21 protein-coding genes are annotated in these 24,880 nt (G+C 37.0%); 11 read left to right on the top strand and 10 right to left on the bottom strand.

Annotated features, from left to right (window positions below; translation table 11 throughout):
• Positions 1-10: 10 nt before the first annotated feature.
• From ACZZZK_RS15185 to ACZZZK_RS15175, 3 genes are all read right to left on the bottom strand, one after another.
• Positions 11-1,423, bottom strand: a complete 1,413-nt coding sequence (locus ACZZZK_RS15185) for a sigma-54-dependent transcriptional regulator (RefSeq protein WP_463484880.1) — start codon at positions 1,421-1,423, stop codon at positions 11-13.
• Between the two features lie 160 nt (positions 1,424-1,583).
• A complete protein-coding gene (locus ACZZZK_RS15180; protein WP_463484879.1) occupies positions 1,584-2,363 on the bottom strand; it encodes an enoyl-CoA hydratase/isomerase family protein in 780 nt (259 codons plus the stop codon).
• A 3-nt stretch (positions 2,364-2,366) separates the two neighbouring features.
• Complete coding sequence (locus ACZZZK_RS15175; RefSeq protein ID WP_463484878.1) at positions 2,367-2,786, bottom strand: cobalamin B12-binding domain-containing protein; 420 nt, start codon at positions 2,784-2,786, stop codon at positions 2,367-2,369.
• Between the two features lie 385 nt (positions 2,787-3,171).
• Between ACZZZK_RS15175 and ACZZZK_RS15170 the strand changes: the two genes are divergently transcribed.
• A complete protein-coding gene (locus tag ACZZZK_RS15170; protein WP_463484877.1) occupies positions 3,172-4,827 on the top strand; it encodes a glutamine--tRNA ligase/YqeY domain fusion protein in 1,656 nt (551 codons plus the stop codon).
• A 180-nt stretch (positions 4,828-5,007) separates the two neighbouring features.
• Here ACZZZK_RS15170 and ACZZZK_RS15165 read toward each other — a convergent pair whose 3' ends face one another.
• Positions 5,008-5,844, bottom strand: coding sequence for an N-acetylmuramoyl-L-alanine amidase (locus ACZZZK_RS15165; RefSeq protein ID WP_463484876.1), 837 nt, complete (start codon positions 5,842-5,844; stop codon positions 5,008-5,010).
• Between the two features lie 113 nt (positions 5,845-5,957).
• On the opposite strand from ACZZZK_RS15165, the gene ACZZZK_RS15160 reads away from it, so the two are divergent.
• The 4 genes from ACZZZK_RS15160 to aspS all read left to right on the top strand — a co-directional run bounded on the left by ACZZZK_RS15160 (position 5,958) and on the right by aspS (position 13,151).
• Complete coding sequence (locus ACZZZK_RS15160; RefSeq protein ID WP_463484875.1) at positions 5,958-7,637, top strand: dipeptidyl-peptidase 3 family protein; 1,680 nt, start codon at positions 5,958-5,960, stop codon at positions 7,635-7,637.
• A gap of 420 nt (positions 7,638-8,057) precedes the next feature.
• Positions 8,058-10,499, top strand: a complete 2,442-nt coding sequence (locus ACZZZK_RS15155; RefSeq protein ID WP_463484874.1) for a TonB-dependent receptor — start codon at positions 8,058-8,060, stop codon at positions 10,497-10,499.
• A 105-nt stretch (positions 10,500-10,604) separates the two neighbouring features.
• Positions 10,605-11,009, top strand: coding sequence for a hypothetical protein (locus ACZZZK_RS15150; protein ID WP_463484873.1), 405 nt, complete (start codon positions 10,605-10,607; stop codon positions 11,007-11,009).
• A 396-nt stretch (positions 11,010-11,405) separates the two neighbouring features.
• Positions 11,406-13,151, top strand: a complete 1,746-nt coding sequence (gene aspS, locus ACZZZK_RS15145; protein WP_463484872.1) for an aspartate--tRNA ligase — start codon at positions 11,406-11,408, stop codon at positions 13,149-13,151.
• A 78-nt stretch (positions 13,152-13,229) separates the two neighbouring features.
• Here aspS and ACZZZK_RS15140 read toward each other — a convergent pair whose 3' ends face one another.
• The 4 genes from ACZZZK_RS15140 to fumC form a co-directional block, all read right to left on the bottom strand.
• Complete coding sequence (locus ACZZZK_RS15140; RefSeq protein WP_463484871.1) at positions 13,230-14,036, bottom strand: S1/P1 nuclease; 807 nt, start codon at positions 14,034-14,036, stop codon at positions 13,230-13,232.
• 1 nt (position 14,037) lies between these two features.
• Positions 14,038-14,607, bottom strand: a complete 570-nt coding sequence (locus ACZZZK_RS15135; protein WP_463484870.1) for a fumarate hydratase — start codon at positions 14,605-14,607, stop codon at positions 14,038-14,040.
• Positions 14,594-14,950 (bottom strand): hypothetical protein, encoded by a 357-nt coding sequence (locus ACZZZK_RS15130; RefSeq protein WP_463484869.1) that lies wholly within the window; start codon positions 14,948-14,950, stop codon positions 14,594-14,596. The genes ACZZZK_RS15135 and ACZZZK_RS15130 overlap by 14 nt, the downstream gene beginning before the upstream one ends.
• A gap of 302 nt (positions 14,951-15,252) precedes the next feature.
• Positions 15,253-16,650, bottom strand: a complete 1,398-nt coding sequence (gene fumC / locus ACZZZK_RS15125; protein ID WP_265798624.1) for a class II fumarate hydratase — start codon at positions 16,648-16,650, stop codon at positions 15,253-15,255.
• A gap of 575 nt (positions 16,651-17,225) precedes the next feature.
• On the opposite strand from fumC, the gene ACZZZK_RS15120 reads away from it, so the two are divergent.
• Together ACZZZK_RS15120 and ACZZZK_RS15115 are read left to right on the top strand one after the other, a co-directional pair.
• The gene (locus tag ACZZZK_RS15120) at positions 17,226-18,845 is read left to right on the top strand and encodes a sensor histidine kinase (RefSeq protein ID WP_463484868.1); all 1,620 of its coding nucleotides are present in this window, start codon (positions 17,226-17,228) and stop codon (positions 18,843-18,845) included.
• A gap of 1 nt (position 18,846) precedes the next feature.
• The gene (locus ACZZZK_RS15115; RefSeq protein ID WP_463484867.1) at positions 18,847-19,590 is read left to right on the top strand and encodes a LytR/AlgR family response regulator transcription factor; all 744 of its coding nucleotides are present in this window, start codon (positions 18,847-18,849) and stop codon (positions 19,588-19,590) included.
• 553 nt (positions 19,591-20,143) lie between these two features.
• Here ACZZZK_RS15115 and ACZZZK_RS15110 read toward each other — a convergent pair.
• On the bottom strand, positions 20,144-20,359 hold the full coding sequence (locus ACZZZK_RS15110; protein ID WP_463484866.1) for an addiction module protein: 216 nt from the start codon (positions 20,357-20,359) through the stop codon (positions 20,144-20,146).
• Between the two features lie 361 nt (positions 20,360-20,720).
• On the opposite strand from ACZZZK_RS15110, the gene hisS reads away from it, so the two are divergent.
• Positions 20,721-22,112: a histidine--tRNA ligase gene (gene hisS, locus ACZZZK_RS15105; protein WP_463484865.1), complete on the top strand. Its 1,392-nt coding sequence runs from the start codon at positions 20,721-20,723 to the stop codon at positions 22,110-22,112.
• 79 nt (positions 22,113-22,191) lie between these two features.
• The gene (locus ACZZZK_RS15100) at positions 22,192-22,401 is read left to right on the top strand and encodes a hypothetical protein (RefSeq protein WP_463484864.1); all 210 of its coding nucleotides are present in this window, start codon (positions 22,192-22,194) and stop codon (positions 22,399-22,401) included.
• A gap of 88 nt (positions 22,402-22,489) precedes the next feature.
• Here the strand turns inward: ACZZZK_RS15100 and ACZZZK_RS15095 are convergent, their stop codons facing one another.
• Positions 22,490-23,023, bottom strand: a complete 534-nt coding sequence (locus ACZZZK_RS15095; RefSeq protein ID WP_463484863.1) for a thioredoxin family protein — start codon at positions 23,021-23,023, stop codon at positions 22,490-22,492.
• A 109-nt stretch (positions 23,024-23,132) separates the two neighbouring features.
• Between ACZZZK_RS15095 and ACZZZK_RS15090 the strand changes: the two genes are divergently transcribed.
• Both ACZZZK_RS15090 and ACZZZK_RS15085 read left to right on the top strand, forming a co-directional pair.
• Entirely contained in the window at positions 23,133-23,789 is a 657-nt protein-coding gene (locus ACZZZK_RS15090; RefSeq protein ID WP_463484862.1) for a TatD family hydrolase, read from the top strand.
• Positions 23,790-24,009: 220 nt separating this feature from the next.
• Positions 24,010-24,804, top strand: a complete 795-nt coding sequence (locus ACZZZK_RS15085; RefSeq protein WP_463484861.1) for a tRNA threonylcarbamoyladenosine dehydratase — start codon at positions 24,010-24,012, stop codon at positions 24,802-24,804.
• Positions 24,805-24,880: the final 76 nt, after the last annotated feature.

The following is a 24,880-nucleotide window of genomic DNA, read 5'->3' as shown; positions in this document are numbered from 1 at the left end:
CCTATAAAGATTATTCCTGATCTTCAATCTTTATCGCCTTGATTTTATTGTATAGTGTTTTTCTATCGATGTTTAAGATTTGGGCTGCTTTTGTTTTATTGAAATTTGTTTCTTTTAACACGCCAAGAATCGTGTCATACTCTGCTTCTTGCGCAGCATTTTTCAAGTCTTTAGGCTTATCGCTATGCTTTGATTTTATTTGTTTCAAAACCTGTTCGCGATCGAAATCCTTGGCGTAGTTTGAAAGCTCTAATGGCAATACGTCAACCTGAATTTCATTTCCATCGGTTAACAATGAAACCCTGCGGATTACATTTTTCAGTTCCCTTACATTTCCTGGCCAGCTGTAATTGAGGAAACAATTTTTAACGCCTTCACTAAAACCCTTGATGTTTTTATTGAGTTCTTGATTTGCCACTGCTAAAAACTTATCGGCAAAGATTAAGATATCATTTCCTCGTTTTTTTAAGGAAGGGAGATGGATAGAAAATTCATTAAAGCGATGGAATAAATCCTCTCTAAATGTTCCCTTACCAATATTATCGACCAAATTTTCGTTTGTAGCCACAATAATGCGGACATCTAAATCAATTTCTTTAGTACTGCCAATACGTTTAACTTTTCTTTCCTGTACTGTTCTCAGCAAGGTGGCTTGAATTTCGTAAGATAAGTTACCTATCTCATCTAAAAATAACGTACCTCCATTTGCCTGTTCAAAGTGCCCAATTTTAGTGTAGAGTGCACCGGTAAATGAGCCTTTCTCATGGCCAAAAAATTCACTTCCGGCAAGTTCTTTAGTTAACGAACCGCAATCCATCGCTACAAAGGGCTTATCTCTTCTCAAACTATTTAAATGGATAGTTTTGGCTACACACTCTTTCCCTGTACCGCTTTTACCGGTTAAAATAATGCTATAAGAAGTTGGCGCTATTAACTGAATTTGTTTAAGCAAAGTGGCCGAAACCTCGCTTTGACCATCAATGTACTCGGTATAATTTACATAATCAGATTCTGTTTCATGTTTCTTTCCCGGTCTAGCTTTGTTTTCGTTGAGGGCTCTTTGTGTCTCAAGAGCTTTATTAATGGTATTTAAAATCTCATCAGGATATAGTGGTTTTGTAATATAATCGTAGGCACCTAATTTAATCAGCTCGACCGCTAATTTGATATCTGAGTAACCGGTAATGATAATTACACCAGTTGTGGGATAATTCTCTTTTATTTTAATTAAAATTTCTCTACCATCGGTGTCATCCAGGCGGTAATCGCATAAAACCAAATCAAACGCTTCATTCGTCATTATATCCAACGCGGAAGCACCGGTAATGGCGTTTGCCACCTCAAAACCATTCCTTGTAAGAAACTTAGATAATAATAAACCAATGTTTACTTCATCATCAACAATCAGAATCTTTTTTTTCATGAGCATCATCCGTTTTACACTATCTAAAGCTCTATAATCGGAAGAAAGAATCTATTTAGGGAGCGTAGAATAGTAGTACATAATTACTCAAAATAAATTGATTTGGGAAATATTTTCTACACTTATTTTAGTTCGCTATCGAATTAATCATACAATTTAACTACTTTCCGATAAAATTAGCTTTCCGCTTTTCTATAAAAGCTGATACGCCTTCTTTAAAATCAGAAGTTTCAAAACATTTTCCAAACTCCTCAATTTCAACATCGTAACCATTACTACTGGTAATGGATGCATTTACTGATTTAATTGCCGCAGCAATGGCCAGTGGCGCACGTTGTTTTATCAGGTTCAAAATCTCAGTCGATTTGCTAATGAGATCAGACAAAGGCACAGCATAATTAACAAGCCCAATTTTTTCCGCATCAACAGCGTTGATTAGGTTGGCTGAGGTAATTAATTCAATAGCTTTGCCTTTACCAACCAATTGCGTTAAACGCTGCGTGCCCCCGTAACCAGGAATCAATCCTAAAGTAACTTCTGGTAAGCCTAGTTTGGCTGTATCAGCTGCAACACGCATATGGCAAGCCATTGCCAGTTCCAATCCGCCGCCTAAAGCAAAACCATTAATGGCTGCGATAAACGGTTTTGAAGAATTTTCAATCGCATTAAAAACATTTTGCTGACCTTTTCGTGCCAACTCCTCACCTTGTTTACCGCTATAATCTGAAAACTCTTTAATATCTGCTCCGGCAACGAAAGCTTTTTCGCCAGAGCCAGTTAAGATTACCCCTCTTACCTCATCAGTTTCTCCCGCAAATTTTATCACCTCGGCTAATTCATCCAAAGTATCTTTATTCAATGCATTTAAAGCCTTTTCCCTGTTGATGGTAACGTATAGGATGTTTTCTTTTATTTCTGATATTAGATTCTGATATGCCATAACTTAAAAATTTCTATTTTCTATAACCCAATTTTTAATATACTCTACAATGCTTGCCATAGTTGTTCCAGGAGGAAATAATTCTCCAACACCTAACTCAGCAAGTTTTTTCCGATCACCTTCCGGGATAATTCCTCCTCCAGTTAATAATACATCATCAAGCTGTTTTTCCTTCATAAAATGAATAATTTTTGGAAAAACCGTCATGTGAGCCCCAGATAATATTGAAATTCCAATGGCATCAACATCTTCCTGCAAAGCCGTATTTACCACCATCTCTGGTGTCTGGCGCAGGCCGGTATAAATCACTTCCATACCTGCATCACGAAGTGAAGTAGCGATCACTTTAGCCCCTCTGTCATGACCATCAAGGCCTACTTTGGCAACTAAGACGCGTATCGGTCGGTTTAATACTTTGCTCATAATGAATATTAAGTTGAGGTAAATGTATTGAATTTTCTTTTACGGAAATAGGGTTTAGGGAAATGGATTTGAGGAAATAGGGATTAGGAAATAGATAATGGGAAATGGGAAGTAGGTGAGAGGCATAAGGCTAACAATTTCAACCTCAATCCAATCAAATAAGAAATAGAAACGAGCACCCACCCTATTTCCAATTCCCTATTCCCTAACCTTATTCGAATCAAATAAGAAACAGAAACAAGCGGCCAACCCATTTCCAATTAATTATTCCCCAAGCTACTGCTCAATATAATTCCATATTCTCCAATTCCCCTAATCTATTTTTTAATCATTACCTAATTACGCTCAATCTTTTTACATTTGCATTCCTAATTTACAGGTTTTTATGAGTGAAGAGAAGTCATTGAACTTTATTGAAGAAATTGTTGAGAACGACTTGAATAGTGGCAAGTATAAAACATTGGTTACGCGTTTTCCGCCTGAGCCGAATGGTTACTTACACATTGGCCATGCCAAAGCGATATGCTTAAACTTCGGACTAACACAAAAATACGGCGGTTACACCAACCTTCGTTTTGATGATACCAATCCGGTTACGGAAAAAACGGAATATGTAAATAGTCAGCAGGAAGATATTAAATGGCTGGGTTTTAATTGGAAAAACGAATTATACGCTTCAGATTATTTTGATCAACTATACGCATTTGCAGTTAGGCTTATTGAAAAAGGTTTAGCTTATGTTGATGAAAGTACGGCAGATGAGATTGCAGCTTTGAAAGGCACACCTACAGAACCTGGACAAGATAGCCCTTATCGCAACAGAAGCATAGCCGAAAATCTTGATATCTTCGGAAGAATGAAAAGCGGCGAATTTCCGGATGGTGCTTACACCTTGCGGGCGAAAATCGATATGGCTAGTCCGAATATGTTAATGCGTGACCCAATTGTTTACCGTATTAAACATGCAGAACATCACCGCACGGGCAACAAATGGTGCATTTATCCTATGTATGATTTTGCGCATGGACAAAGCGACAGTATAGAAAATATCACCCATTCCATTTGTACTTTAGAGTATGTTTCTCACCGTGAACTATACGATTGGTTTATAGAACAATTAGAAATATTCCCATCTAAGCAATATGAATTTGCCCGTTTAAACCTTACTTCAACAGTAATGAGTAAACGCAAACTGCTGCAACTGGTTAATGAGAATTTAGTTAGCGGATGGGACGACCCACGCATGCCTACCATTTCCGGTTTACGCAGAAGAGGCTTTACGCCAAAAAGTGTGCGTGAATTTTGCGAACGTATTGGTATTGCGAAACGTGAGAATTTAATTGAACTGAGCTTGTTGGAGTTTTGTATCCGTGAGGATTTAAATAAAACGGCGAACCGAGTGATGGCTGTTTTAGATCCTATTAAGTTAATCATTACCAATTATGAAAAAGGTACTGAAGATTTAATCGGCGAGAACAATCCGGAGGCTGAAGATCACGGCGGTACACGTGTGATTCCGTTTAGCAATGAACTTTGGATTGAGCGTGAAGATTTTATGGAAGTTCCGGCGAAGAAATGGTTCCGTTTGGCACCTGGGGCAATGGTTCGTTTAAAGTTCGCTTACATTGTGAAGTGCGAAGATTTTGTGAAAGATGAAAATGGAAACGTTACAGAAATCCATTGTACTTATATTCCTGAATCGAAAAGTGGAAATGATACCAGCGGAATTAACGTAAAAGGAACCATCCATTGGGTGAGCGCACAACATGCAAAAACAGCAGAAATTCGTTTGTACGACCGTTTGTTCACCTCCGAAACACCAGATGCTGAAGAAGGTGATTTTAAGGATTATTTAAACCCGGAAAGTTTAACGGTGTTGCCGAATGCTTATATCGAACCAGCCCTTGCTGATGCCGATTTAGATAGCCGTTATCAGTTTATTCGTAAAGGATATTTCTGTCTGGATAAAGATTCAACTGCTGATCAATTGGTTTTTAATAGAACGGTGACACTAAAGGATACTTTTAAGAAGCCCAATTAATCAACGCTTTTTTTAACTACACATAAACACGGATGAACACAGATTCATCCGTGTTTTTTTATGCTTATTGCAATCGAAAATTTCAACAGAAACGCAGAAATAAAACGCTATTCAGTTCCTTTGCAAAGTTTAAATGAAATAAAGCTGCCGACACGAACAACTTGTATTTTTGCTAATGTCTTAATACTTTGTATAAACATTGTACAACACCAAAATATCAACTGGTGTTAAAGTTTTAGTGATATCCGTTTGTATGAAATGGATTTTAAAGGCTTCGATTGCAGCGGGTAAGTTTGCCGTATTGTAACCAATGTATTTTAGCGCTTTTTCGGTATCGAAATCTGCCGGTGGATTCTTCAGTACATCATCATACCAAAAGCCAAATCCCTTATCCGCTAGCTTTTTCCATGGAAAATTTCTTGGGTCATTTTTACGGCCAGGTGCAATATCGGCATGGCCGATGAAGTTCGCTGTTGGAATATTATAGGTTTTCTTCAAGGTTGCAAGCAATTTAATCAAGCTGTTAATTTGTGCATCTTGCCAAACATCGCCAATACCGTTATTATCTAATTCAATACCGATTGATGAAGAATTCAAATCCGTATCCTTACCCCATTTACTTACGCCTGCATGGTTTGCACGAAGATAATTATTAACCATGTGCACAACTTTTCCATCTCTACTGATTACATAGTGAGCGCTTGTTCCAGCCCTGGTAGAGTGGAAGGTTTTGATGGTTTGGTTTAAACTATCTTGAGCCGTATGGTGGATAACTACGAAGTTGGGTTTGCGTATGCCAAAGTTTACAGAGCCAACCCAGGTTTGATTTGCTGCACTTAAAGAATCGTAAAGCTGCCCTGCAGGTGGCGTGCTGCTGATAATTTTCGAGAAATCTTTGGCTTTCGTTTTATAAACTTTTTCAGTTGCTGCATATTTATTAGATCCACACGAAGAAAGGAAAACTATAAGTGCCGTAACTAAAACTGGCGAATATTTAGGGAAATTAAATGATGACATGTTTTGATTTGTTGATTGTTGAAGTTACAAAGTTATGCGAAACTATCTCCAATGCATCAAACTTTATACAATGCTTTTAAATTTTACTAATTTAGCACCCATATCTATTAAATATGAACAAATTATACAAATCTACCATATACTTTTCGCTTGCAATTACTGGAACATTGTTCCTGTCGGGTTGCACTGGTGACACCAAAAGCAATACCGATAATGGTACCGTGGTAGAAAGAGATAGCTTAAATGAATATGTAGCGCAAAGACTTCCAATTTACGAACGCGTTAAGCTAACCAGTAACATTAACGATTTAAGCGTTAACGATCGAAAAATTTTGCCTTTGCTTATTCAGGCGGCAGAAATTATGGACGACTTGTACTGGAAGCAAGCCTATCCGGAACGCGACAGTTTGATGGCCACAATTAAGGACGAAAAAACCAGGGAATTTGTAAATATAAATTATGGTCCGTGGGATAGGTTGAACAATGAAAAACCTTTTGTTGCTGGTGTTGGCGCCAAGCCAGAAGGTGCTTCTTTTTATCCTTACGGGATCACGAAAGAAGAAATTGAGAAATCTGACTTGAAAGATAAGTATGGTGCCTATTCGGTGATCCAAAAAGATACTGCAGGTAAACTGACCACTGTTCCTTATCATGTTTTATTTGCTGCCGAATTGCAAAAGGCAAGTTCTCTTTTAAAACAAGCTGCTTTAATTGCCGAAGATGCAGGCTTAAAAAAGTATTTGAATTTACGAGCAGATGCTTTAGTTACTGACAATTTCACCGCCAGCGATTATGCCTGGTTGGATATGAAAACGAATGGCCTTGACATCATTATCGGCCCTATTGAAAATTACGAGGATAAACTTTTTAATGCCCGCACCAGTTATGAAGCTTACGTTTTAATTAAAGACAAAGAATGGAGCAAGCGCTTAGCTAAGTATGTAAAAATGCTTCCTGAACTGCAAAAAAACTTACCGGTTGTAGCCAAATATAAAACGGAAACGCCGGGAACAGACTCAGAATTGAACGCCTACGATGTGGTTTATTATGCAGGAGATTGTAATGCTGGTTCGAAAACCATTGCTGTAAATCTGCCCAACGATGAAAAAATTCAGCAAGAAAAAGGCACACGCAGATCGCAATTGAAAAATGCCATGCAAGCTAAATTTGATAAGATCCTGGTTCCTATTTCTAAAGAATTAATTGATGCTGACCAGCAAAAATATATCAAGTTTGATGCTTTTTTCGCCAACGTCATGTTTCACGAGGTAGCTCATGGTTTAGGTATTAAAAAAACGGTTACTGGAAAAGGTTTTGTTCGTGAAGTGCTGAAAGAACAATATAGCTGGCTTGAAGAAGGCAAAGCCGATGTTTTAGGTTTATATATGGTAACAGGTTTACTAAAAAAAGGTGAGTTATCTGGCGATATTAAAGATTACTACACCACCTTTATGGCTGGAATTTTAAGATCAGTAAGATTTGGCGTATCTGAAGCACATGGAAAAGCCAATATGCAATGTTTCAATTACTTTCAGGAAAAAGGTGCTTTTGAGCGTACCGATAAAGGAACCTATAAAGTTAACTACGAAAAATTTGCCACCGCAATGAATGAATTAAGCGCATTCATTATTACTTTGCAAGGTAATGGAGATAAAGTTGCTGTTGAAAAAGCGCAAAAGGAGAAAGCTGTAATTTCCTCAGAATTGCAAAAAGATTTAGATCGCTTAACCAGAAAAAACATTCCTGTTGATGTTGTTTTTGAACAGGGTGTAGATGTGTTGGGTGTAAAATAAAAACTCATTTTTAAAGTTGAAGCCGCAGATTTGCAGATTTTTCTGTTCGTCTGCGGTTTTTTTATGCACTGCTCTTCGTTCTATTAAGCCTGACAGAAACAAAAATCCTTTTAAATTAATTACACTTTCGTTTACAGTGAACAATCAATTTAAAAGATTGTAGTGGATGGCAGGGCTACATTGGCCACCTAATTCTGCCTTTGACTTTCTAAAATTAAATGGTCAATAAAAATACTTCATTCTTACTTTTTTTCTTCCTCCTGTAACCTTTCTTAAAAACCATCGTCTTACTGATAACTAAACAACGGAAACCGTTCGTTTCCCCAGCTAAACTTTAAATAATAAGGCAAAATAAAAAGGCGTCTAACCAGTCGCATGGAATTTCTTTGTCTTGATTTTTTAAAAACTAATACCATAAAAATGAAACTTTTTTACAAAATATCATTCCTTATTTTCGCCGCGTTTTCAGCGTTATCCGTTAATGCACAAACCGATACGAAATTTAATATTACAGGAAAAATTGTTGATGAAACAAAAAAGCCCGCTGACTTCGTAACTGTTGTACTTTACAAAGCAACTGATTCGAGCATTGTTAAAACTGCCTTGACAGATCAAAATGGCAGTTTCGGTTTCTCGGTTTCAAGCAAAGGAAATTACTTTTACAAAGCCAGTAATATGGGTTACAAAGTTTACAAAAGTAAAGTAGAAACGCTGGGCGATGATCAACAAATTGATTTTGGTACTATTCAACTGGTATCTACCACTCAAAATTTGAAAGAAGTTACCGTTGCCGCAAACGTTCCATTAGTAGAACGCAAAATGGATAGAACGGTAATGAATGTGGCCAGCAGTTCTATCGCGTCTGGTTCTACCGCATTGGAGTTACTACAGAAAGCGCCTGGGGTAAATGTAGATCAGAACGACAACATTTCGATGCAAGGTAAACAAGGCGTACTGATTCAAATAGATGGCAAACAGACTTATATGAGTAGCGGCGACGTAGCTAATTTGTTGAGAGGAATGCAAAGTTCGGAAATAGAAACTATCGAATTGATTACGAATCCATCAGCTAAATATGATGCAGCCGGTAACTCCGGAATTATCAATATTAAAACCAAAAAAAATAAAGGAGGTGGTACAAACGGAAGTTTGACGGGGGCTTTGGGAAGGGGGAAAAAATTTAGATCTAGTGCAGGTGGCAGCTTAAATCATCGTACGAAATCATTGAATCTGTTTGGAAACTATAACTATTACCAGAGAGACCGAGAGACTTTTATGGAAATAGACAGGATTGCAAATGTTTCGCCTAGCAACCGTTATTTCTCTCAACGCAGTGATTTTAGCAAAAAAAATCATGGACAAAATTTTAAAGTAGGCGCAGATTATTTTATCAATAAAAATAATACGCTTGGCATTTTGGTAACGGGTTACGAAGGAAGTAATATTGAAAACTCCGTTAATGCAACCCGAATTGGCGGTTCATTTACCCAACAGGATTCTTCGGTTTTAGCCAATAATGTGATTAGAAATAAGTACAACAACCTATCCTACAATTTAAATTACAAATCTGTTCTTGATACCGCAGGGCAGGAAATTACCATTGATTTGGATTATGGAAGATATAAAGGAAATGATGATGCAGATTATGTAAGCGACTACTTTTTTAATAACGGTAGCCTGATCAGGCCAACGGTGGTTACCAGAAACATCACGCCTTCGGTTATTAATATTAAGGCTTTCAAGGTTGATTACGCACTGCCACTGAAAAAACAGATGAAGTTAGAAGCGGGTTTAAAAAGTAGTTGGGTAACTACCGATAACAATTTAATTGCTGAACAATTTTTGAACAACAATTGGCAAAACAATGCTTTGCTTAGCAACCAATTTGTGTACGATGAAAATGTAAATGCAGCTTACGTTAATTTTAATAAACAATTCAAAAAAACCAGTATTCAACTCGGGTTGAGGGCAGAACAAACCAGTTCGAAAGGCAATTCAATAACGACCAATAAGATTATAGAACGCGAATATCTTGATTTTTTTCCAAGTGTTTTTATTAACCAAACATTGAACAAGAACAATGATATTAGTCTTTCCTACAGTCGCAGAATTGACCGACCAAGCTACGATGCTTTGAATCCTTTTGTTTACTTTTTAGACCAATATACTTACAGCCAGGGTAACCCATTTTTGAATCCGCAGTACACCAATAATTTTGAATTCACTTATTTGCTTAAGAAAAAGTATTCGGCCACATTGAATTATAGTAAAACTACCGATGTGATTACAGAGGTAATTCTTCCGGATAACGAAAAGCAGGCACTGTACCAAACCAACCAAAATATTGCCACTCAAAACGCATATTCATTGGTATTAAATGCTCCTGTAAATTTCACTAAATGGTGGAGTAGCAATAATAATTTAAATACGTTTCACATCAGGTTTAAAACGCCAGATATTGCCGGCCAATCGCTGGATAACAAGAGCACTTCTTTCCAGTTTAAATCGCAACACAGCTTTAAGATTCAGCCAGGTTTATCAGCCGAACTTAATTTCAGCTATGATAGTCCGGTTACTTTTGGTGTGATGGAAATTAGAACACGTTACGGCTTTGATGCAGGGATAAGCAAATCCTTTTTAGCGAAAAAAGCAAGTTTAAAGCTAGCTGCTAACGATATCTTCAATACGCAGATTAATAATATCAGAAGTGCATTTCCTGGACTTTATTACACTCTTTACGGACTGAACGATAGACAATCGGTAAGTTTAACGTTTACCTACCGATTTGGTAAAAACGAGATTAAACCAGCCCGTAACCGAAGTACAGGTTTGGAAGCCGAACAAGGCCGGATGAAAAATTAAATTGAGATGAGTAAGCCACCAACATATTGGTGGCTTTTTTGTGGAATGTCTTTTATGCTTTCATCTTATGTTTGAAAACAGAAAGCAAACCTTTAACTTCATGCCATGGAAACCGATTTAACTATTTCAGCGATTGATGCCTTACATAAAAACGCAGATCAGGCAATGCAGTTAAAAGATGGCGATACTTATTTCCAAGTATTTGATCCTTCTTTTCAATTTACCGGATCGGATAATAAAACTTTAAATCTTCGTGATTATAAGGCTGAGATCCAAGGTTTTTTCAGACGAGCAAAAAGCATAGAAACGAGCCATTACCGCATTAAATCATCTGTAGAAAATGAAATTTTTACGGAGAAAATCGCCAGGAAGTCGGTAATTATTAAACCTAACTTATTGGTTTTTTCAAAAAAGCAAACCATACAAACGGAAGAAATTTACCAATGGAGAAATTTAGGCGGCGAATGGAAGGTGATTGCCGTTGAGATAGTTTTGGAAGAAAAGTATTAAATTATATCCTTTTGCCCCCCCAGTGAATAGCTGCAATGAGATTGCCACAAAACGATGAAGAACGTTTTTCGCAATGACGGGGTGTGTTATAAAAATGACTAGATTTAAAATGAATGCATTTGGGCAGGCATATAAGTTGGATTTGTTTTGTTGAGAATTTTTTGAACTAAATTGATTCCACTTGGCGTCATTGCGAAAATATTCTCCGATTTTTCATTGGTAATATTTGTGACAATCTTCCTAGATGAGTTGCCTGCATAGAGGCCAATGTCAATTGCTTTCAACAGTATCGGTAATTTATGAATGATTTAACCAGTTCGAAAAATCAAGTACATCTTCTTTTAAAAACTTTAAAACAAATTCGGTATTTTTGCCGCTTAATTTAGATTACAATATATGTTAAGAACAGTAACTTGTGGTGCACTTACCCTCAATAACTTAGGAGAAAGTGTTACCCTGTGTGGTTGGGTACAAAAATCGAGAGATTTGGGCGGTATGACTTTTATCGATATCCGCGACCGTTATGGTATTACACAACTGGTTTTTAACATGGATGATAACCGTGAACTCTGCGAAGCAGCACGTTCGCTAGGTCGCGAGTTTGTAATTAAAACTACCGGCACAGTTGTAGAACGCAGCAACAAAAACCCAAAAATGTCAACCGGTGATGTCGAAATTAAAGTTTCTGCTTTAGAAATTTTAAACGCTGCAAAATTGCCTCCATTCATGATTGATGATGAAACTGATGGTGGTGATGAACTGCGCATGAAATACCGTTATTTGGATTTACGTCGTAACCCAGTCCGTAACAATCTGGTTTTACGCCACAAAATGGCACAATCTGTTCGCCGTTATTTAGATGGTTTAGATTTTATTGAAGTAGAAACACCTGTTTTAATTAAATCTACGCCAGAAGGAGCAAGAGATTTCGTAGTGCCAAGCCGCATGAACGAAGGCGAGTTTTATGCTCTGCCTCAATCGCCACAAACATTTAAGCAATTGTTAATGGTTTCTGGTTTTGATAGATATTTTCAGATTGTTAAATGTTTCAGAGATGAAGATTTAAGAGCCGATCGTCAGCCTGAATTTACACAGATTGACTGCGAAATGTCGTTCATCGAACAGGAAGATATTTTAAACACTTTCGAAGGGTTGATTCGTACCTTATTTAAGGAAGTTCGCAATTATGATTTACCTGAAGTACCGCGTATGCAATACGCAGATGCGATGCGTTTGTACGGATCTGATAAACCAGATACGCGTTTCGACATGCGGTTTGTAGAGCTGAACGACTTAGTTAAAGGTAAAGGTTTTCCTGTTTTTGATAACGCTGAATTAGTAGTAGGTATCAATGCTAAAGGTGCTGCAAGTTACACCCGTAAACAGTTAGACGAGTTAACTGACTTTATCAAGCGCCCACAAATTGGTGCTACAGGATTAATTTATGCCCGCCACAATGAAGATGGAACTATAAAATCTTCTGTTGATAAATTCTTCAACGAAGAAGATTTAAAACAGTGGAGCGAAGCTTTCGCGACAGAAAAGGGCGATTTGCTTTTAATTTTAGCAGGTTCGACAGATAAAGTACGCAAACAATTAAACGAACTTCGTTTAGAAATGGGTAATCGTTTAGGCTTACGTGACAAAAACACATTTTCTGCCCTTTGGGTATTGGATTTCCCGTTATTGGAATGGGATGAAGAAACGGAACGTTACCATGCCATGCACCATCCATTTACTTCGCCAAAGCCAGAAGATATTGCTTTGTTAGATACTGATCCGAAAAACGTTCGTGCGAACGCTTACGATATGGTCATCAACGGAACCGAAATTGGTGGTGGTTCTATCCGTATTCATGATAGAGCATTGCAGGCTTTAATGTTTAAACATTTAGGTTTCAGTGCAGAGGAAGCACAAAAACAATTTGGTTTCTTGATGGATGCATTCGAATTTGGCGCACCTCCACACGGTGGTATTGCCTTTGGTTTCGATCGTTTAACTTCGATTTTTGCCGGTTTGGATTCGATCCGTGATGTAATAGCTTTCCCTAAAAACAATTCAGGAAGAGATGTGATGATTGACAGTCCGAGCACTATAGACGATAAACAATTAAAAGAATTGAAAATCAAAACTGATTTGTAAAAGCAATCCTTTGTTCAAAAACACGATAAACAAAAAATGCGCTGATAACTTCAGCGCATTTTTTGTTTATTGGAATTCTTATCCGTAAATATCATTCAGCATTTTTGCCAGGCGAACTCCACCTTTTAGCAGCTGCTGATTTAAGGTTTCTACCCAATCAAAATTGTAGCGGTAACTTAGTTTGGAATCTGGCTTAGTGGTTTCGTAAATTTTATTACAAACCAGGTAAGATTCATAAACATTTTCTTTCAAGCTGGTATTTTGCCAGTTGTACAATTGAACTGCAGAAGGATGGTTGATTGCTTTTGCATATTCGGTATAACTCAGTTGTTGATACTCAATTAACTGCTCATCCCAAACGCGGTGCAAGTTCGATTTTTCGTTAAACCACAAAACAGAAACGCGGTTTCCGCCTAAATCCTCTTTACGGGCAACATGCATGGGTTGACATAAATCCCCGGCCATATGCACCAACATCCGCAATGCTAATTTTTTTTCATCAGCTGTGCTGCCCGGTTTTTTTAAAACTGCAGTTAATTCAATTATTTTGTTGTACAGGTTGGGAGATTTCTCCGTTTCCAAGAAATCGAAAATTCCTTCTTTGGTTTGTCCGCCTGGTAAGTTTACGAAATGCCAGTTGTATAAATAATTATAGGTAGAATCCGACTTAATAAAATCGCCCCAGTTTGCCGACATGGCCAAACTCTCCGATCCTAAAATGGCTTGAATCGCTTTGCGGGTTTTAGCCTTTAAATAACTATCGGCAATTTCACCTACAACTCTATGCCCAATCATTCCCCATGCATTAACTTGCGTAGGTAAATAAGCCAACAATCCAACAGCTGCGGCAATAATTAACTTTCTTTTAATTGATTTGAATTTCATTTTATAATTCTTTTTGTACGCAGGTAACTTTTTCTTTAAGTGATAATAAGATTTCCCGCTGATCGCTCATACTTTCCAGAATCAAGCTATCGGGAGATTTTCTTTTAATCAGGAAGTTTCTTTCGTACCTGCCGATGCGATAACAACCCGATATTTTTTGTTTGTAATTGGCATGAGTGAAGGTTGCTCCAACGATTAGCGTATCGCCTTTAACGGCATAAACTCCCTTAGCGTATTCTTTCCAAATGCCATTATTATAGCAGGAATCTTCGTAAAAGTTAACTTTGCTATGGGTTTCAAAATCGATGTAAACTGAATCGCAGCTAAACTTAAAATGATGTTTGGTGTAGTTACTCAATTTATTGCTGTAGGCAACAGAATCCTGATTCCAAACACCCTGCATAAAATCTTCGCCTTTGCCCTGAATGTTTGGCAAACGAGAACAAGAGCTTAAAATACTCAAAAGGTAGAAGGCAAAAGGAAGAAAATAGAGATGCTTCAATTGAATAACTCCTTTAATTTTTCCCAATGGATTAAACATAATATTAGTGAGCATACTATTTAAACTCATTCGGAGGGAATTGATTTGGAAAGCTTTTTTTCTCGTTAACCGTGTTGCTAATTAATATAAACAAACCGACAGCAAAACACATCCCGGAGAAAAAACTGATTACCCCACCGATGGTATAGTAACTTGTAGTTTGGGTCATCGAAAAACTTCCTGATCGCATAAGGTAAGGCATCAAAAGGCTGTAAAATCCAGTTAACACTAACGATAACCCCGAACCGATAAGCAATAATATAGAATCGGCCTTTACTTGTTTCGAAATATAATAACAACAAGCAATGAAGATTATTAATGGCGAGATAATGGAAACAAAGCCGATTAATGAGGTCAAAATTGATTCACCCATGTTTTTATATTTTGAATTCCAATTTGCACCATGCAAACTGAGTTTTTAATTGCTGTATTTTATTAAATAAACGCCTGCCTACGGCGGGCAAGCGATTGAAGCGGAAACCTTTTGATTAAACCTATGAGGTCTTTAAGACCTCATAGGTTTAAAAAACTTGTAGCAAAAAGCGGGGCTATCGAATCCGAAGAATGAATGGCCCTGCTTTTCTAAAAACCCCAAACCCCTAAAGGGGCTTTACTTTCCATCACCTAAACTATAGAAAGAAGTTCCTCCCCTCTGGGGAGGCTATGTGGGGCTTGTTATTTCAAACTTCCAACCATATCTTCCGGACGAACCCACTCATCAAATTGTTCGTTGGTTAACAAGCCCAGTTCAACTGCTGCCGCTTTCAATGTTTTATTTTCTTTATGTGCTTTCTTTGCAATTTTAGCTGCGTTCTCATAACCTACATGCGGGTTTAAAGCAGTAACCAACATCAATGAGTTTTGTAAATGTTTCTCAATTTCTGGTAGGTTCGCTGTAATTCCTTCTGCACATTTAACAGTAAACGAAACGCAAGCATCGCCAATTAAACGAGCAGATTGTAAAACGTTTGCAGCGATTAAAGGTTTGAAAACATTCAATTCAAAATGACCAGACATGCCACCAACTGAAACGGCCACGTCGTTACCAATCACCTGAGCGCAAACCATAGTCAACGCTTCAGGCTGGGTTGGGTTAACTTTACCTGGCATAATTGAAGAACCCGGCTCGTTATCAGGAATAACAATTTCACCGATGCCGCAACGCGGACCAGAACTTAACATACGCACATCATTAGCTACTTTCATTAAAGCAACAGCGGTACGTTTTAAAGCGCCAGAAAGTTCAACCATTGCATCGTGAGCAGCTAAAGCTTCGAATTTATTTGGTGCCGTAACAAAAGGCAAACCGGTTAGTTCAGCTATTTTTTGAGCCACCAAAACATCGTAACCTTTTGGCGTATTCAATCCTGTACCTACAGCCGTTCCACCCAAAGCCAATTCCGCAACCATAACCAAAGCATTTTTAATGGCTCTGATACTGTTATCGATTTGCTGAACATAACCCGAAAATTCTTGACCTAACGTTAAAGGCGTAGCATCCATAAAGTGCGTACGGCCAGTTTTAACGATGTTGCTAAACTCTTCCACTTTCGTAGCCAAAGCATTGCGCAATTTCTCTAAACCGGGAATGGTATTTTCTACCGTTAATTTATAGGCCGCAATATGCATTGCAGTTGGGTAAGTATCGTTAGATGATTGCGATTTGTTCACATCATCATTAGGGTGAAGCACTTTTTTATCATCGGCCAAGGCACCACCATTAATTACGTGAGCACGGTTTGCAATCACTTCGTTTCCGTTCATGTTACTCTGCGTACCAGAACCAGTTTGCCAAATTACCAATGGAAATTGATCGTCTAAATCACCGGCAATAATTTCATCACAAGCCTTTGCAATTAGTTCGGCTTTCTCTGCAGAAAGTACCCCAAGCTCTGTATTTGCTAAAGCTGCAGCTTTTTTCAAATAGCCAAAAGCGTGAATAATTTCTTTAGGCATTGAACCTTCAGGCCCGATTTTAAAGTTATTGCGTGAGCGTTCGGTTTGTGCACCCCAGTATTTGTCGGCAGGCACTTGCACCTCGCCCATGGTATCGTGTTCTATTCTGAAACTCATTATATTTTGATTTTTGTTGTCGCAAATTTAAGTTTTTTGCCTATAAAGCAAGGTATTATCTTCGATATTTACTGAGGTATTTCCTTCGGACTAATTACAGATGAGGAGATTTCACTAATTAGATTTTGGAAAGATGCTGAAGTGGTTTTTGGGGTAAGTTCGGCCCCGCTGATTCGCTGCAATCTTTTTGTTAAACCTTATAGGTTTATTTTACATTGCGCTATTAAACCTATAAGGTTTGCAAAAGTATTTCCGCTGCCATCGGGTTTAGATAGCTTAGGAAACTACTGCAAATAAAAGGTGCAAAGTGCAGGTTTTGGCTAAAGCCCCAAATGTATATCTTGTGTTCCGTTGGTTGAAACCAACGGCAAGTAATGGAATGCTACACATCGTTTCATCTATGTGAGACTAATCATTTGTTTTAAAAACACTCGCTATTTATTGCGGTTCGGCTTTAGCCAACGGAATCTAAATTCTGCTCCAAACCATTCAAATACTAAGTTGATAGTTTCATTTACTATTTTGGCATTTTGTAAGCCAAGTTTTAAGCAGAGGTTTATGAAAATATTTAATATATGAAAAAGATAATCTTAACATTTCTCAGCTTAATTATCATACTATTTACAGTTAATGCACAAAAGGGCATCAACTTCAATAAAAATTATGCAGCCGGAGGAAAGCTACTTATGTGTGTAGATAGTTCAGCCAAAAACGTTTACTATGCTTTAGGATTTCCTAATCAACCTCATACTTCATTTAATTATTTACCCGAAGTCAATAACTTAAGTATTCAAATTAACTTTCGCAAAAATATAAATATCGAACAATATCGGTATTCAATTATAGTAGATGATACACCCATAGCCGTTAATAAATCAATTGATAAAACGAAACTAAAAGACACTCATGCAGGGGGTGACGAAGAAATTTTTAGCTCAACATCACTTGGCGTTTTCCCTATAAAAGGCAAAATGATTACAATATTAGGTTATAGCATAGATAAACCTCAAGATGTTGATAAAACGATTTTTTACGGAAAACCTTTTTTCAAATCAAAAATCAACCATATTATTAAGCAATTTAAAACAGATAAGGGGTTTGATTATAGTCATATAGCTAATCCTAAAGAAAAAACGGATATTAAATTCGATGAAAAAGATGATTTATTAGATATTGTTAAAGACATATCAGATATTGATAATATGTACTCCTTATCGATAAAAGATAAGCTAACGGATAAAATAGTTTTCGAATCAAAGATGTGGAAATTTGGTGGCTATCAAAGTAAAGATAATGAGCCTTATCCATATGTAAAAATCGATAAAAACGTTTTTAAAAAGTCTGGAGATTATGAAATTATTATTCAACCATCAATTGATTGGACTAATTGTTTAGATTGCGATATTTCATCAAAAGAAGTAGAAAAATATACTTCAAGGTACACGCTATCAATAACATTAGATGAAGAAAGCTATACTAAAAAAGACTTTTTTTTATTCAGCATAATTATTGGCGGGTTGTGTGGAGCCATTTTTGTTGCAATTTTAAACAATCGCAAAAGAAAAGCTAAAAAGAAAATTGATGAAGAAATTAAACAAAAACAAACGGCTCAACTCCAACTCAATTCAGTTCGTTCACAACTCAACCCTCATTTTCTGTTTAACGCACTCGCTGGCATTCAAAACTTAATGAACAAAAACGAGATTGATAACGCCAATCGTTATCTAAGCAAATTTGCCCGCCTTACCAGAAATGTTTTAGATAGCAAAGAACTCATCAGTTTAATTGAAGAAAAAACCTTATTAGATGATTACCTGCAAATGGAACAGTTGCGATTCGGGTTTCGGTATAAGATTAATGCTTCAGCAGATTTAGACACCGAGAATATCGAAATACCAGCAATGTTATTACAACCATTTGTAGAAAACGCAGTTAAACATGGTATTGCCGAGAAGGGAAAAGATGGTGAAATTGCCGTTAGCTTTGAAAAGCAAGTTTCGAATTTAGTCCTTAAAATAACAGACAACGGCAGCGGTTTTGATACCACGCAAACATACGATGGCCTGGGCTTGGCTTTAAGCAAAAATAGAATATCTTTACTGAATACGGTTTACAAAGACACGGCTTTCGTTTTAGATATTCAATCTGATACAAACGGAACAACAGTTACAATTACTTTATCACAATGGTTATAAAATGAGGGCGATTTTAGTAGATGATGAGCTGGCAAATTTAGAAAACCTGCAGGTTTTGTTGGCGAAAAATTGCCCTAAGGTGAAAGTTGTTGCAATTGCCAACAACATTAATGATGCCTTTGAAAAAATAAATCTGCATCGCCCTGATTTACTTTTCCTTGATATTCAGATGGGTAAAACCACTGGTTTTGACCTGTTAAACCAGCTTGTCGATAAATCTTTTGAAGTTATTTTTGTTACCGCTTACGATAATTATGGGATTCAAGCGGTAAAGTTTGCTGCGCTGGATTATCTCCTCAAACCCGTCGATTCCGATGAATTGATGGTTGCTGTTTCAAAAGCGGAAAACCGAATTTCAAATAAAGTGAACGGTGAACAACTCAATTTTTTGCTCAATCAAATTAAACGTAGCGAGCCTGCTGTTCCTAAAATCGCCTTACCACAGCAGCACGAAATCCGTTATGTTTCTGTTGATGATATTGTACGTTGCGTTGCAGATAATACCTACACATTTTTTCATTTATCAAGTAGTGAGAAAATTTTAATCTCAAAACCGCTAAAAGAATATTCTGATTTATTAAAACCGCAAGGTTTTGTGAGGTCGCATCAAAGCCATTTGGTCAACCCCAAGTTTGTAAAAAGCTGGCTGAAAGAAGATGGTGGAACTTTATTGATGAACAACGGCGATAAAATTCCGGTTTCGAAACCGAATAGGGAGATGGTTAAAGCCATTTTGGGGAAATAAGCTAGCAAATTATGTTTCGGCAGGTGAGGACATTAGCCGATAGCAAAATTTTCATTATATTTAAATTATGAAAACGCTAAAATCGCTCTATTTAACTTTCAGTTTAGTTTGCTTAATAAACTTTGCACATGCTGCAATGTTGGGAACTCCAGAAATAATTATACTTCTTGTGGTTTGCATTTTATTAATGGTACCAATAGGATTGATCGTTTGGTTAATCGTTTATCTTGTAAAAAGGAACAACAGTTAAAGGGTCAACCTCATCCACGTTTCCATTTCTTAGGACTTAGGCTATAATGGAAGACAGCCACAACAAAAATAGTATCATCTTTAACATAGAAATGAATTCCGTAAGGGAAGATTGTTAAGGGAACTACTCTCATTTTCTTTAGATATCTGATTTGGAAATTTTCAGGATATCCGGAAAGGTATTTTATTCGACTATTAAAGTCGAATTCAAATCTGTTAGATAATTTCTCAGATATTTCGTCGTAGTAATCCAAGATTTTAAAGACATCTGTCAGCGCATCGTCGCTTATCTCTAAACTGTAAATCAAGATTTTCTTTGCTTGAGTTTGTCTTGAAATTCGGAGGCAGTATAAAACTTAGTATTCCCCTTTTCAATTTTTTCTAATCGCTCTTCTACAATATGCAGCTGCTCTTCCGTTACCGTATAGTTGCTATTAAATAAACTGGATTGCAAAAGATTAATGACAGCTAATTTCTCAGCATCATTTAACTTTAATAATTCTTCCTCTTTAATCATCATAGGTAAATATACAAAAAGCAAGTTTGAAATCCCCTGGTTTTTTAGCATGTTAGCTTTCTATTCATTCTCTGTGATAAAATTAATTATTGAAATAAATAAGTATTATCTAATTTCCCTAGTTTTTGCCTTTAAACACCTTTGATTTCGACCGAAGCGGAGAAATCTCTGTAATAAAAATTAAATCATAGCGAGTGCGTTAAGATTGCTTTCCCGAAAAATCGGGATAAACCGTGCCTCGCAATGACGAATTCTCTAGTTCTTACCAATAAAACATACCAGGAATCAAGTTGCCTTTTAACAAACCTCGCAGGTTTTAAAAACCTGCGAGGTTTACATCTTACATTTTTGTACTTTTGCGGCTATGTCAGTTATTAAACCCTCATTAGCAAAAGGCACTCGCGATTTTACGCCTGTTGAAATGGTGAAACGCAACTTTATTTACGATACCATAAAATCGGTTTTCAGGAAATATGGTTACGCAGAAATTCAAACACCAAGTTTTGAAAACCTATCTACCTTAACCGGAAAATATGGCGATGAAGGTGACAAATTGATCTTTAAAATTCTGAATAGCGGAGAATATTTAAAAGATGCAAAGAAGAAATCATTCGACTTTGCTCAGGATGACAACAGTAATCAATTGATTCCATTAATTTCCGAAAAAGCACTTCGCTACGATTTAACCGTTCCATTCGCTCGTTATGTAGTGATGCATCAACACGAGCTTACTTTACCTTTCAAGCGTTTTCAGGTGCAACCGGTTTGGAGAGCCGACCGGCCACAAAAAGGAAGATACCGCGAATTTTACCAATGTGATGTAGACGTTGTGGGTTCAGAAAGCTTGTTAAACGAAGCAGAATTCATCCTGATTTACAATGAAGCTTTGGCCAAATTAGGATTGAAAGATTTCACCGTAAAAATTAATAATAGAAAAATTCTATCAGGTATCGCCGAGATTATAGGTAAACCTGATTTGATTATTGATATGACTGTCGCCATCGATAAACTAGATAAAATTGGTTTAGATGGTGTAAGTAAAGAGTTGCTAGAACGTGGTTTTACAGAGGATGATTTGGAAAAGCTTCGTCCGGTTATTTTGTTAGAAGGCACTAACGAAGAGAAATTAAGAAGTTTAAAAGAAGTTTTAGCAACATCTGAAACCGGCTTGAAAGGCATTGCAGAAATCGAACAAGTTTTTGATTATGTAGAAAGCTTAATTTCTTATGCTTTACCACTTACCGCAAAACTTGAGTTAGATATCACTTTGGCTCGTGGCTTAAACTATTATACAGGCTGTATTTTTGAAGTTAAAACCAACGAAGTTGCCATGGGCAGCATCGGTGGTGGAGGTAGGTATGATGATTTAACAGGTATGTTTGGGCTGAAAGATTTAACAGGAGTTGGTGTTTCTTTCGGTGCAGACAGAATTTACGATGTTTTGGAAGAACTGAATCTTTTCCCTGCATCAGCAGAGATTGGAACGAAAGTGTTACTTAGTAATTTCGATGCTGAAGCAGAAAAGTTTGCCTTGCCTATTTTACAACAGTTCCGAAATGCAGGAATTGCAACCGAGCTTTATCCTACATCAGCGAAGCTGAAAAAGCAAATGGCCTATGCTGACGCCAAAAATATTCCTTTTGTAGTTTTAATTGGTGGCGATGAAATTGCAAGCGGCGAGTTGACACTAAAGGACATGCAAAGCGGTGAGCAGAAAAAACTGACAGTGCTGAGTATCTTAGATTTACTTAAATAACTAATAATATCTTCGAAACTCAAAAAGTTAAAACAATTTTCTAATCCAGATCATTATCTATTTATAAAACTCAAAAATTATGATAGACCCAGAAGACGAAGATTATTCGAACGATCCGAACGATGCTTTACGCAGAGAGGACGATACAGAAAACATCAATGAATTAGATGGCGACGATTCCAATATAGAACACGATAAAGACTTATTGGAACAAGCAGATGAAGCCTCAAGATCATCATACGAATTAAACGTAGATGACTTAACGGATGAAGATGAATTGGATGACTAAAAAGAAAGCCGCAGATTTTCAGATTTAATTCTGCAAATCTGCGGCTTTTTATTTAAACGTGAGTTCTATCCCCGGCTTACCTTCTACTTTATTTTGCTTTCGGTTTATAGGTTTCTGGATTAACCGCAGCAACCGTCCATCCCTTTAAAAAGGAGGTGATTTTCTTTACATCATGTCCTACTTTTTTCTTTCCATTAGCACCAATTTCGTCGGTTTCAAGATAAGATGAGTTTTCGATATGAAGCACTTTTCCTTTGCCATCCAAAACCACAAAAACTGGATAACCGAAGCGATTAGGAAATCCTAAGTATTTCATCGCCTCATCGTTATGGTGATCTTTATCCCAGTTTACTAAAACATATTCATAATTGTCGTTGATGGTTTGTTTTAAAACCGCAGTTGTATCAACCAGGTTATGAAAAGCAATACACCAACTGCACCAATTTCCACCAACCTGCACCAAAACATGTTTATTTGCTTTTGCAGCTTTTTCAGTGGCAGCTTTTAGGTCGGCCAAAGCATTTGCCTCAGGGTTGTAAATATGAACACCTTCTTTTTTTGCCTGACTAAATGCTGCACTTGAAATAAATACAGCAGTTAATATGATTAGTAATTTTTTCATGATGTCATTATAATAACGCAAAAATAATAAAGTCGACCAGATTAATAGATTACCAGCAGATTCTTTACAGAAGGAATACATTTTTCAATTGCATATCTTTGTTAAAATAATGGATTTTTTAGACTTACATACGCATAAAGCATCGCAGACAAAAGGTGTAACCAGCATTCAAAGTCTTTCACTTACTAGCGATATTTTCCTGGCGATGCCTAAAACCAAGCCAATTTCTATTGGCTTGCACCCATGGTATGCAACGTTAGAAAAGCTCGAAATCCAAATGAAATATTTAAGTGTTTTGGCCAGGCAGAAAAACGTGAAATTGATCGGCGAATGCGGTTTAGATAAACTGAAGGGCGAAAACCTGGCGAATCAATTGATTATTTTAGAAAGTCAGATAGCTATTGCAGAGGCGCTAAATAAACCACTTATTTTGCACTGCGTAAAAGCCTATTCAGAATTGATCGAAATCAAAAATCGTTTGAATGTGAAAGTTCCAATGATTATTCATGGTTTTAACAAGAAGGCCGAGGTGGGGAAACAGCTAATCTCTAAAGGATTTCTGCTCTCTTTTGGCTCAGCCATTTTACAGGAAAATTCGGGTGCGCAAAAGCTGATCCAAGAAACGGACAACTTCTTTTTGGAAACTGATGATGCTGAAACTACAATTGAAGAAATTTATGAAGCAGTAGCAAATTTGAAAAAATGTTCTGTTGATGAATTGAAAGCACGTATTTTTGCGGACTGGAAGAAATTGAATTTATTTTAATAAACCACAGATGGACACAGATAAACACTAGTTATAGTGTTCTTTTTTTAAAGTGTTTAAAAATAATCAGCCACGGAAGCACAAACTCACAGAAAAAAATTCCATGTTAATCAGTGTTTCCGTAGCAATAAAAAAATAAATTAATTGCAGATTTGCAATACAGATTAAAAATTTAATATCTGTGTTCATCCTTTTTATCTGTGGGAAAAAATTAAGCAAAATGTCTGATACAAACTGGCTTTCTCGCTCCGCCCTTTTACTTGGCAATGATGGAATCGATAAATTACAATCGAAACACGTATTAGTGATCGGTTTAGGAGGCGTTGGTTCTTTTGCAGCAGAATTCATTTGCCGCTCTGGTATTGGCGAAATGACGATTGTTGACGGCGATGTGGTTGACCCTACCAATCGCAACCGGCAGTTGCCTGCTCTGGCTACCAACCATGGTGTAAGTAAGGCGGCAATTATGCAAGATCGTTTATTGGCAATCAATCCCGAATTGAAACTACATGTTGTAAATACCTTTCTCACCCCAGAAAAATGTCGTGAAATTTTAGAGTCCAAGTTTGATTACATCATGGATTGCATTGATAGCGTCATGCCAAAAATCACCTTGCTTTCTACTGCGCTGGAAAAAAATATTCCCATTGTAAGTTCGATGGGCGCTGGCGGCAAAATTGACCCCACTAAATTGAGCATTACGATGCTACCCGACACTTACCAATGCGTTTTTGCCAGCTATGTTCGTAAAAGGTTGAATAAATTGGTTGGTGCAGATAAAATTAAGGCCGTTTTTTCTACCGAAGAAATGGACAAAAATTCAATGATTATGACTGATGGAAGTAATTTCAAACGTTCTGCTTATGGCACCGTTTCCTATCTTCCTGCTGCATTTGGCGGTGCTTGTGCATCGGTAGTAATTAGAGATTTACTCGGGCTTTCAATAGAAATGGCGGAGCGGCCAGCAAGGATTAGTCGTAAAGTTCTGGCAAAAAAGAAAAAGAAAATTTCTTAGATCTGTTTTCTAATATAGAACAGACAATAGGTTTTGATGTGATTGTTGATATTCTCATTTCTGGAAAATTTTAAAT

The organism is Pedobacter sp. AC163 (genome assembly GCF_979258665.1).
This window is presented reverse-complemented; position numbering and strand designations above follow the sequence as displayed.

Bases quoted from the DNA above. Each gene is read 5' to 3' on its own strand.
- ACZZZK_RS15185 (WP_463484880.1), bottom strand. From the start codon at position 1,423: ATGAAAAAAAAGATTCTGATTGTTGATGATGAAGTAAACATTGGTTTA.
- ACZZZK_RS15180 (WP_463484879.1), bottom strand. From the start codon at position 2,363: ATGGCATATCAGAATCTAATATCAGAAATAAAAGAAAACATCCTATAC.
- ACZZZK_RS15175 (WP_463484878.1), bottom strand. From the start codon at position 2,786: ATGAGCAAAGTATTAAACCGACCGATACGCGTCTTAGTTGCCAAAGTA.
- ACZZZK_RS15170 (WP_463484877.1), top strand. From the start codon at position 3,172: ATGAGTGAAGAGAAGTCATTGAACTTTATTGAAGAAATTGTTGAGAAC.
- ACZZZK_RS15165 (WP_463484876.1), bottom strand. From the start codon at position 5,844: ATGTCATCATTTAATTTCCCTAAATATTCGCCAGTTTTAGTTACGGCA.
- ACZZZK_RS15160 (WP_463484875.1), top strand. From the start codon at position 5,958: ATGAACAAATTATACAAATCTACCATATACTTTTCGCTTGCAATTACT.
- ACZZZK_RS15155 (WP_463484874.1), top strand. From the start codon at position 8,058: ATGAAACTTTTTTACAAAATATCATTCCTTATTTTCGCCGCGTTTTCA.
- ACZZZK_RS15150 (WP_463484873.1), top strand. From the start codon at position 10,605: ATGGAAACCGATTTAACTATTTCAGCGATTGATGCCTTACATAAAAAC.
- aspS (WP_463484872.1), top strand. From the start codon at position 11,406: ATGTTAAGAACAGTAACTTGTGGTGCACTTACCCTCAATAACTTAGGA.
- ACZZZK_RS15140 (WP_463484871.1), bottom strand. From the start codon at position 14,036: ATGAAATTCAAATCAATTAAAAGAAAGTTAATTATTGCCGCAGCTGTT.
- ACZZZK_RS15135 (WP_463484870.1), bottom strand. From the start codon at position 14,607: ATGAGTTTAAATAGTATGCTCACTAATATTATGTTTAATCCATTGGGA.
- ACZZZK_RS15130 (WP_463484869.1), bottom strand. From the start codon at position 14,950: ATGGGTGAATCAATTTTGACCTCATTAATCGGCTTTGTTTCCATTATC.
- fumC (WP_265798624.1), bottom strand. From the start codon at position 16,650: ATGAGTTTCAGAATAGAACACGATACCATGGGCGAGGTGCAAGTGCCT.
- ACZZZK_RS15120 (WP_463484868.1), top strand. From the start codon at position 17,226: ATGAAAAAGATAATCTTAACATTTCTCAGCTTAATTATCATACTATTT.
- ACZZZK_RS15115 (WP_463484867.1), top strand. From the start codon at position 18,847: ATGAGGGCGATTTTAGTAGATGATGAGCTGGCAAATTTAGAAAACCTG.
- ACZZZK_RS15110 (WP_463484866.1), bottom strand. From the start codon at position 20,359: ATGATGATTAAAGAGGAAGAATTATTAAAGTTAAATGATGCTGAGAAA.
- hisS (WP_463484865.1), top strand. From the start codon at position 20,721: ATGTCAGTTATTAAACCCTCATTAGCAAAAGGCACTCGCGATTTTACG.
- ACZZZK_RS15100 (WP_463484864.1), top strand. From the start codon at position 22,192: ATGATAGACCCAGAAGACGAAGATTATTCGAACGATCCGAACGATGCT.
- ACZZZK_RS15095 (WP_463484863.1), bottom strand. From the start codon at position 23,023: ATGAAAAAATTACTAATCATATTAACTGCTGTATTTATTTCAAGTGCA.
- ACZZZK_RS15090 (WP_463484862.1), top strand. From the start codon at position 23,133: ATGGATTTTTTAGACTTACATACGCATAAAGCATCGCAGACAAAAGGT.
- ACZZZK_RS15085 (WP_463484861.1), top strand. From the start codon at position 24,010: ATGTCTGATACAAACTGGCTTTCTCGCTCCGCCCTTTTACTTGGCAAT.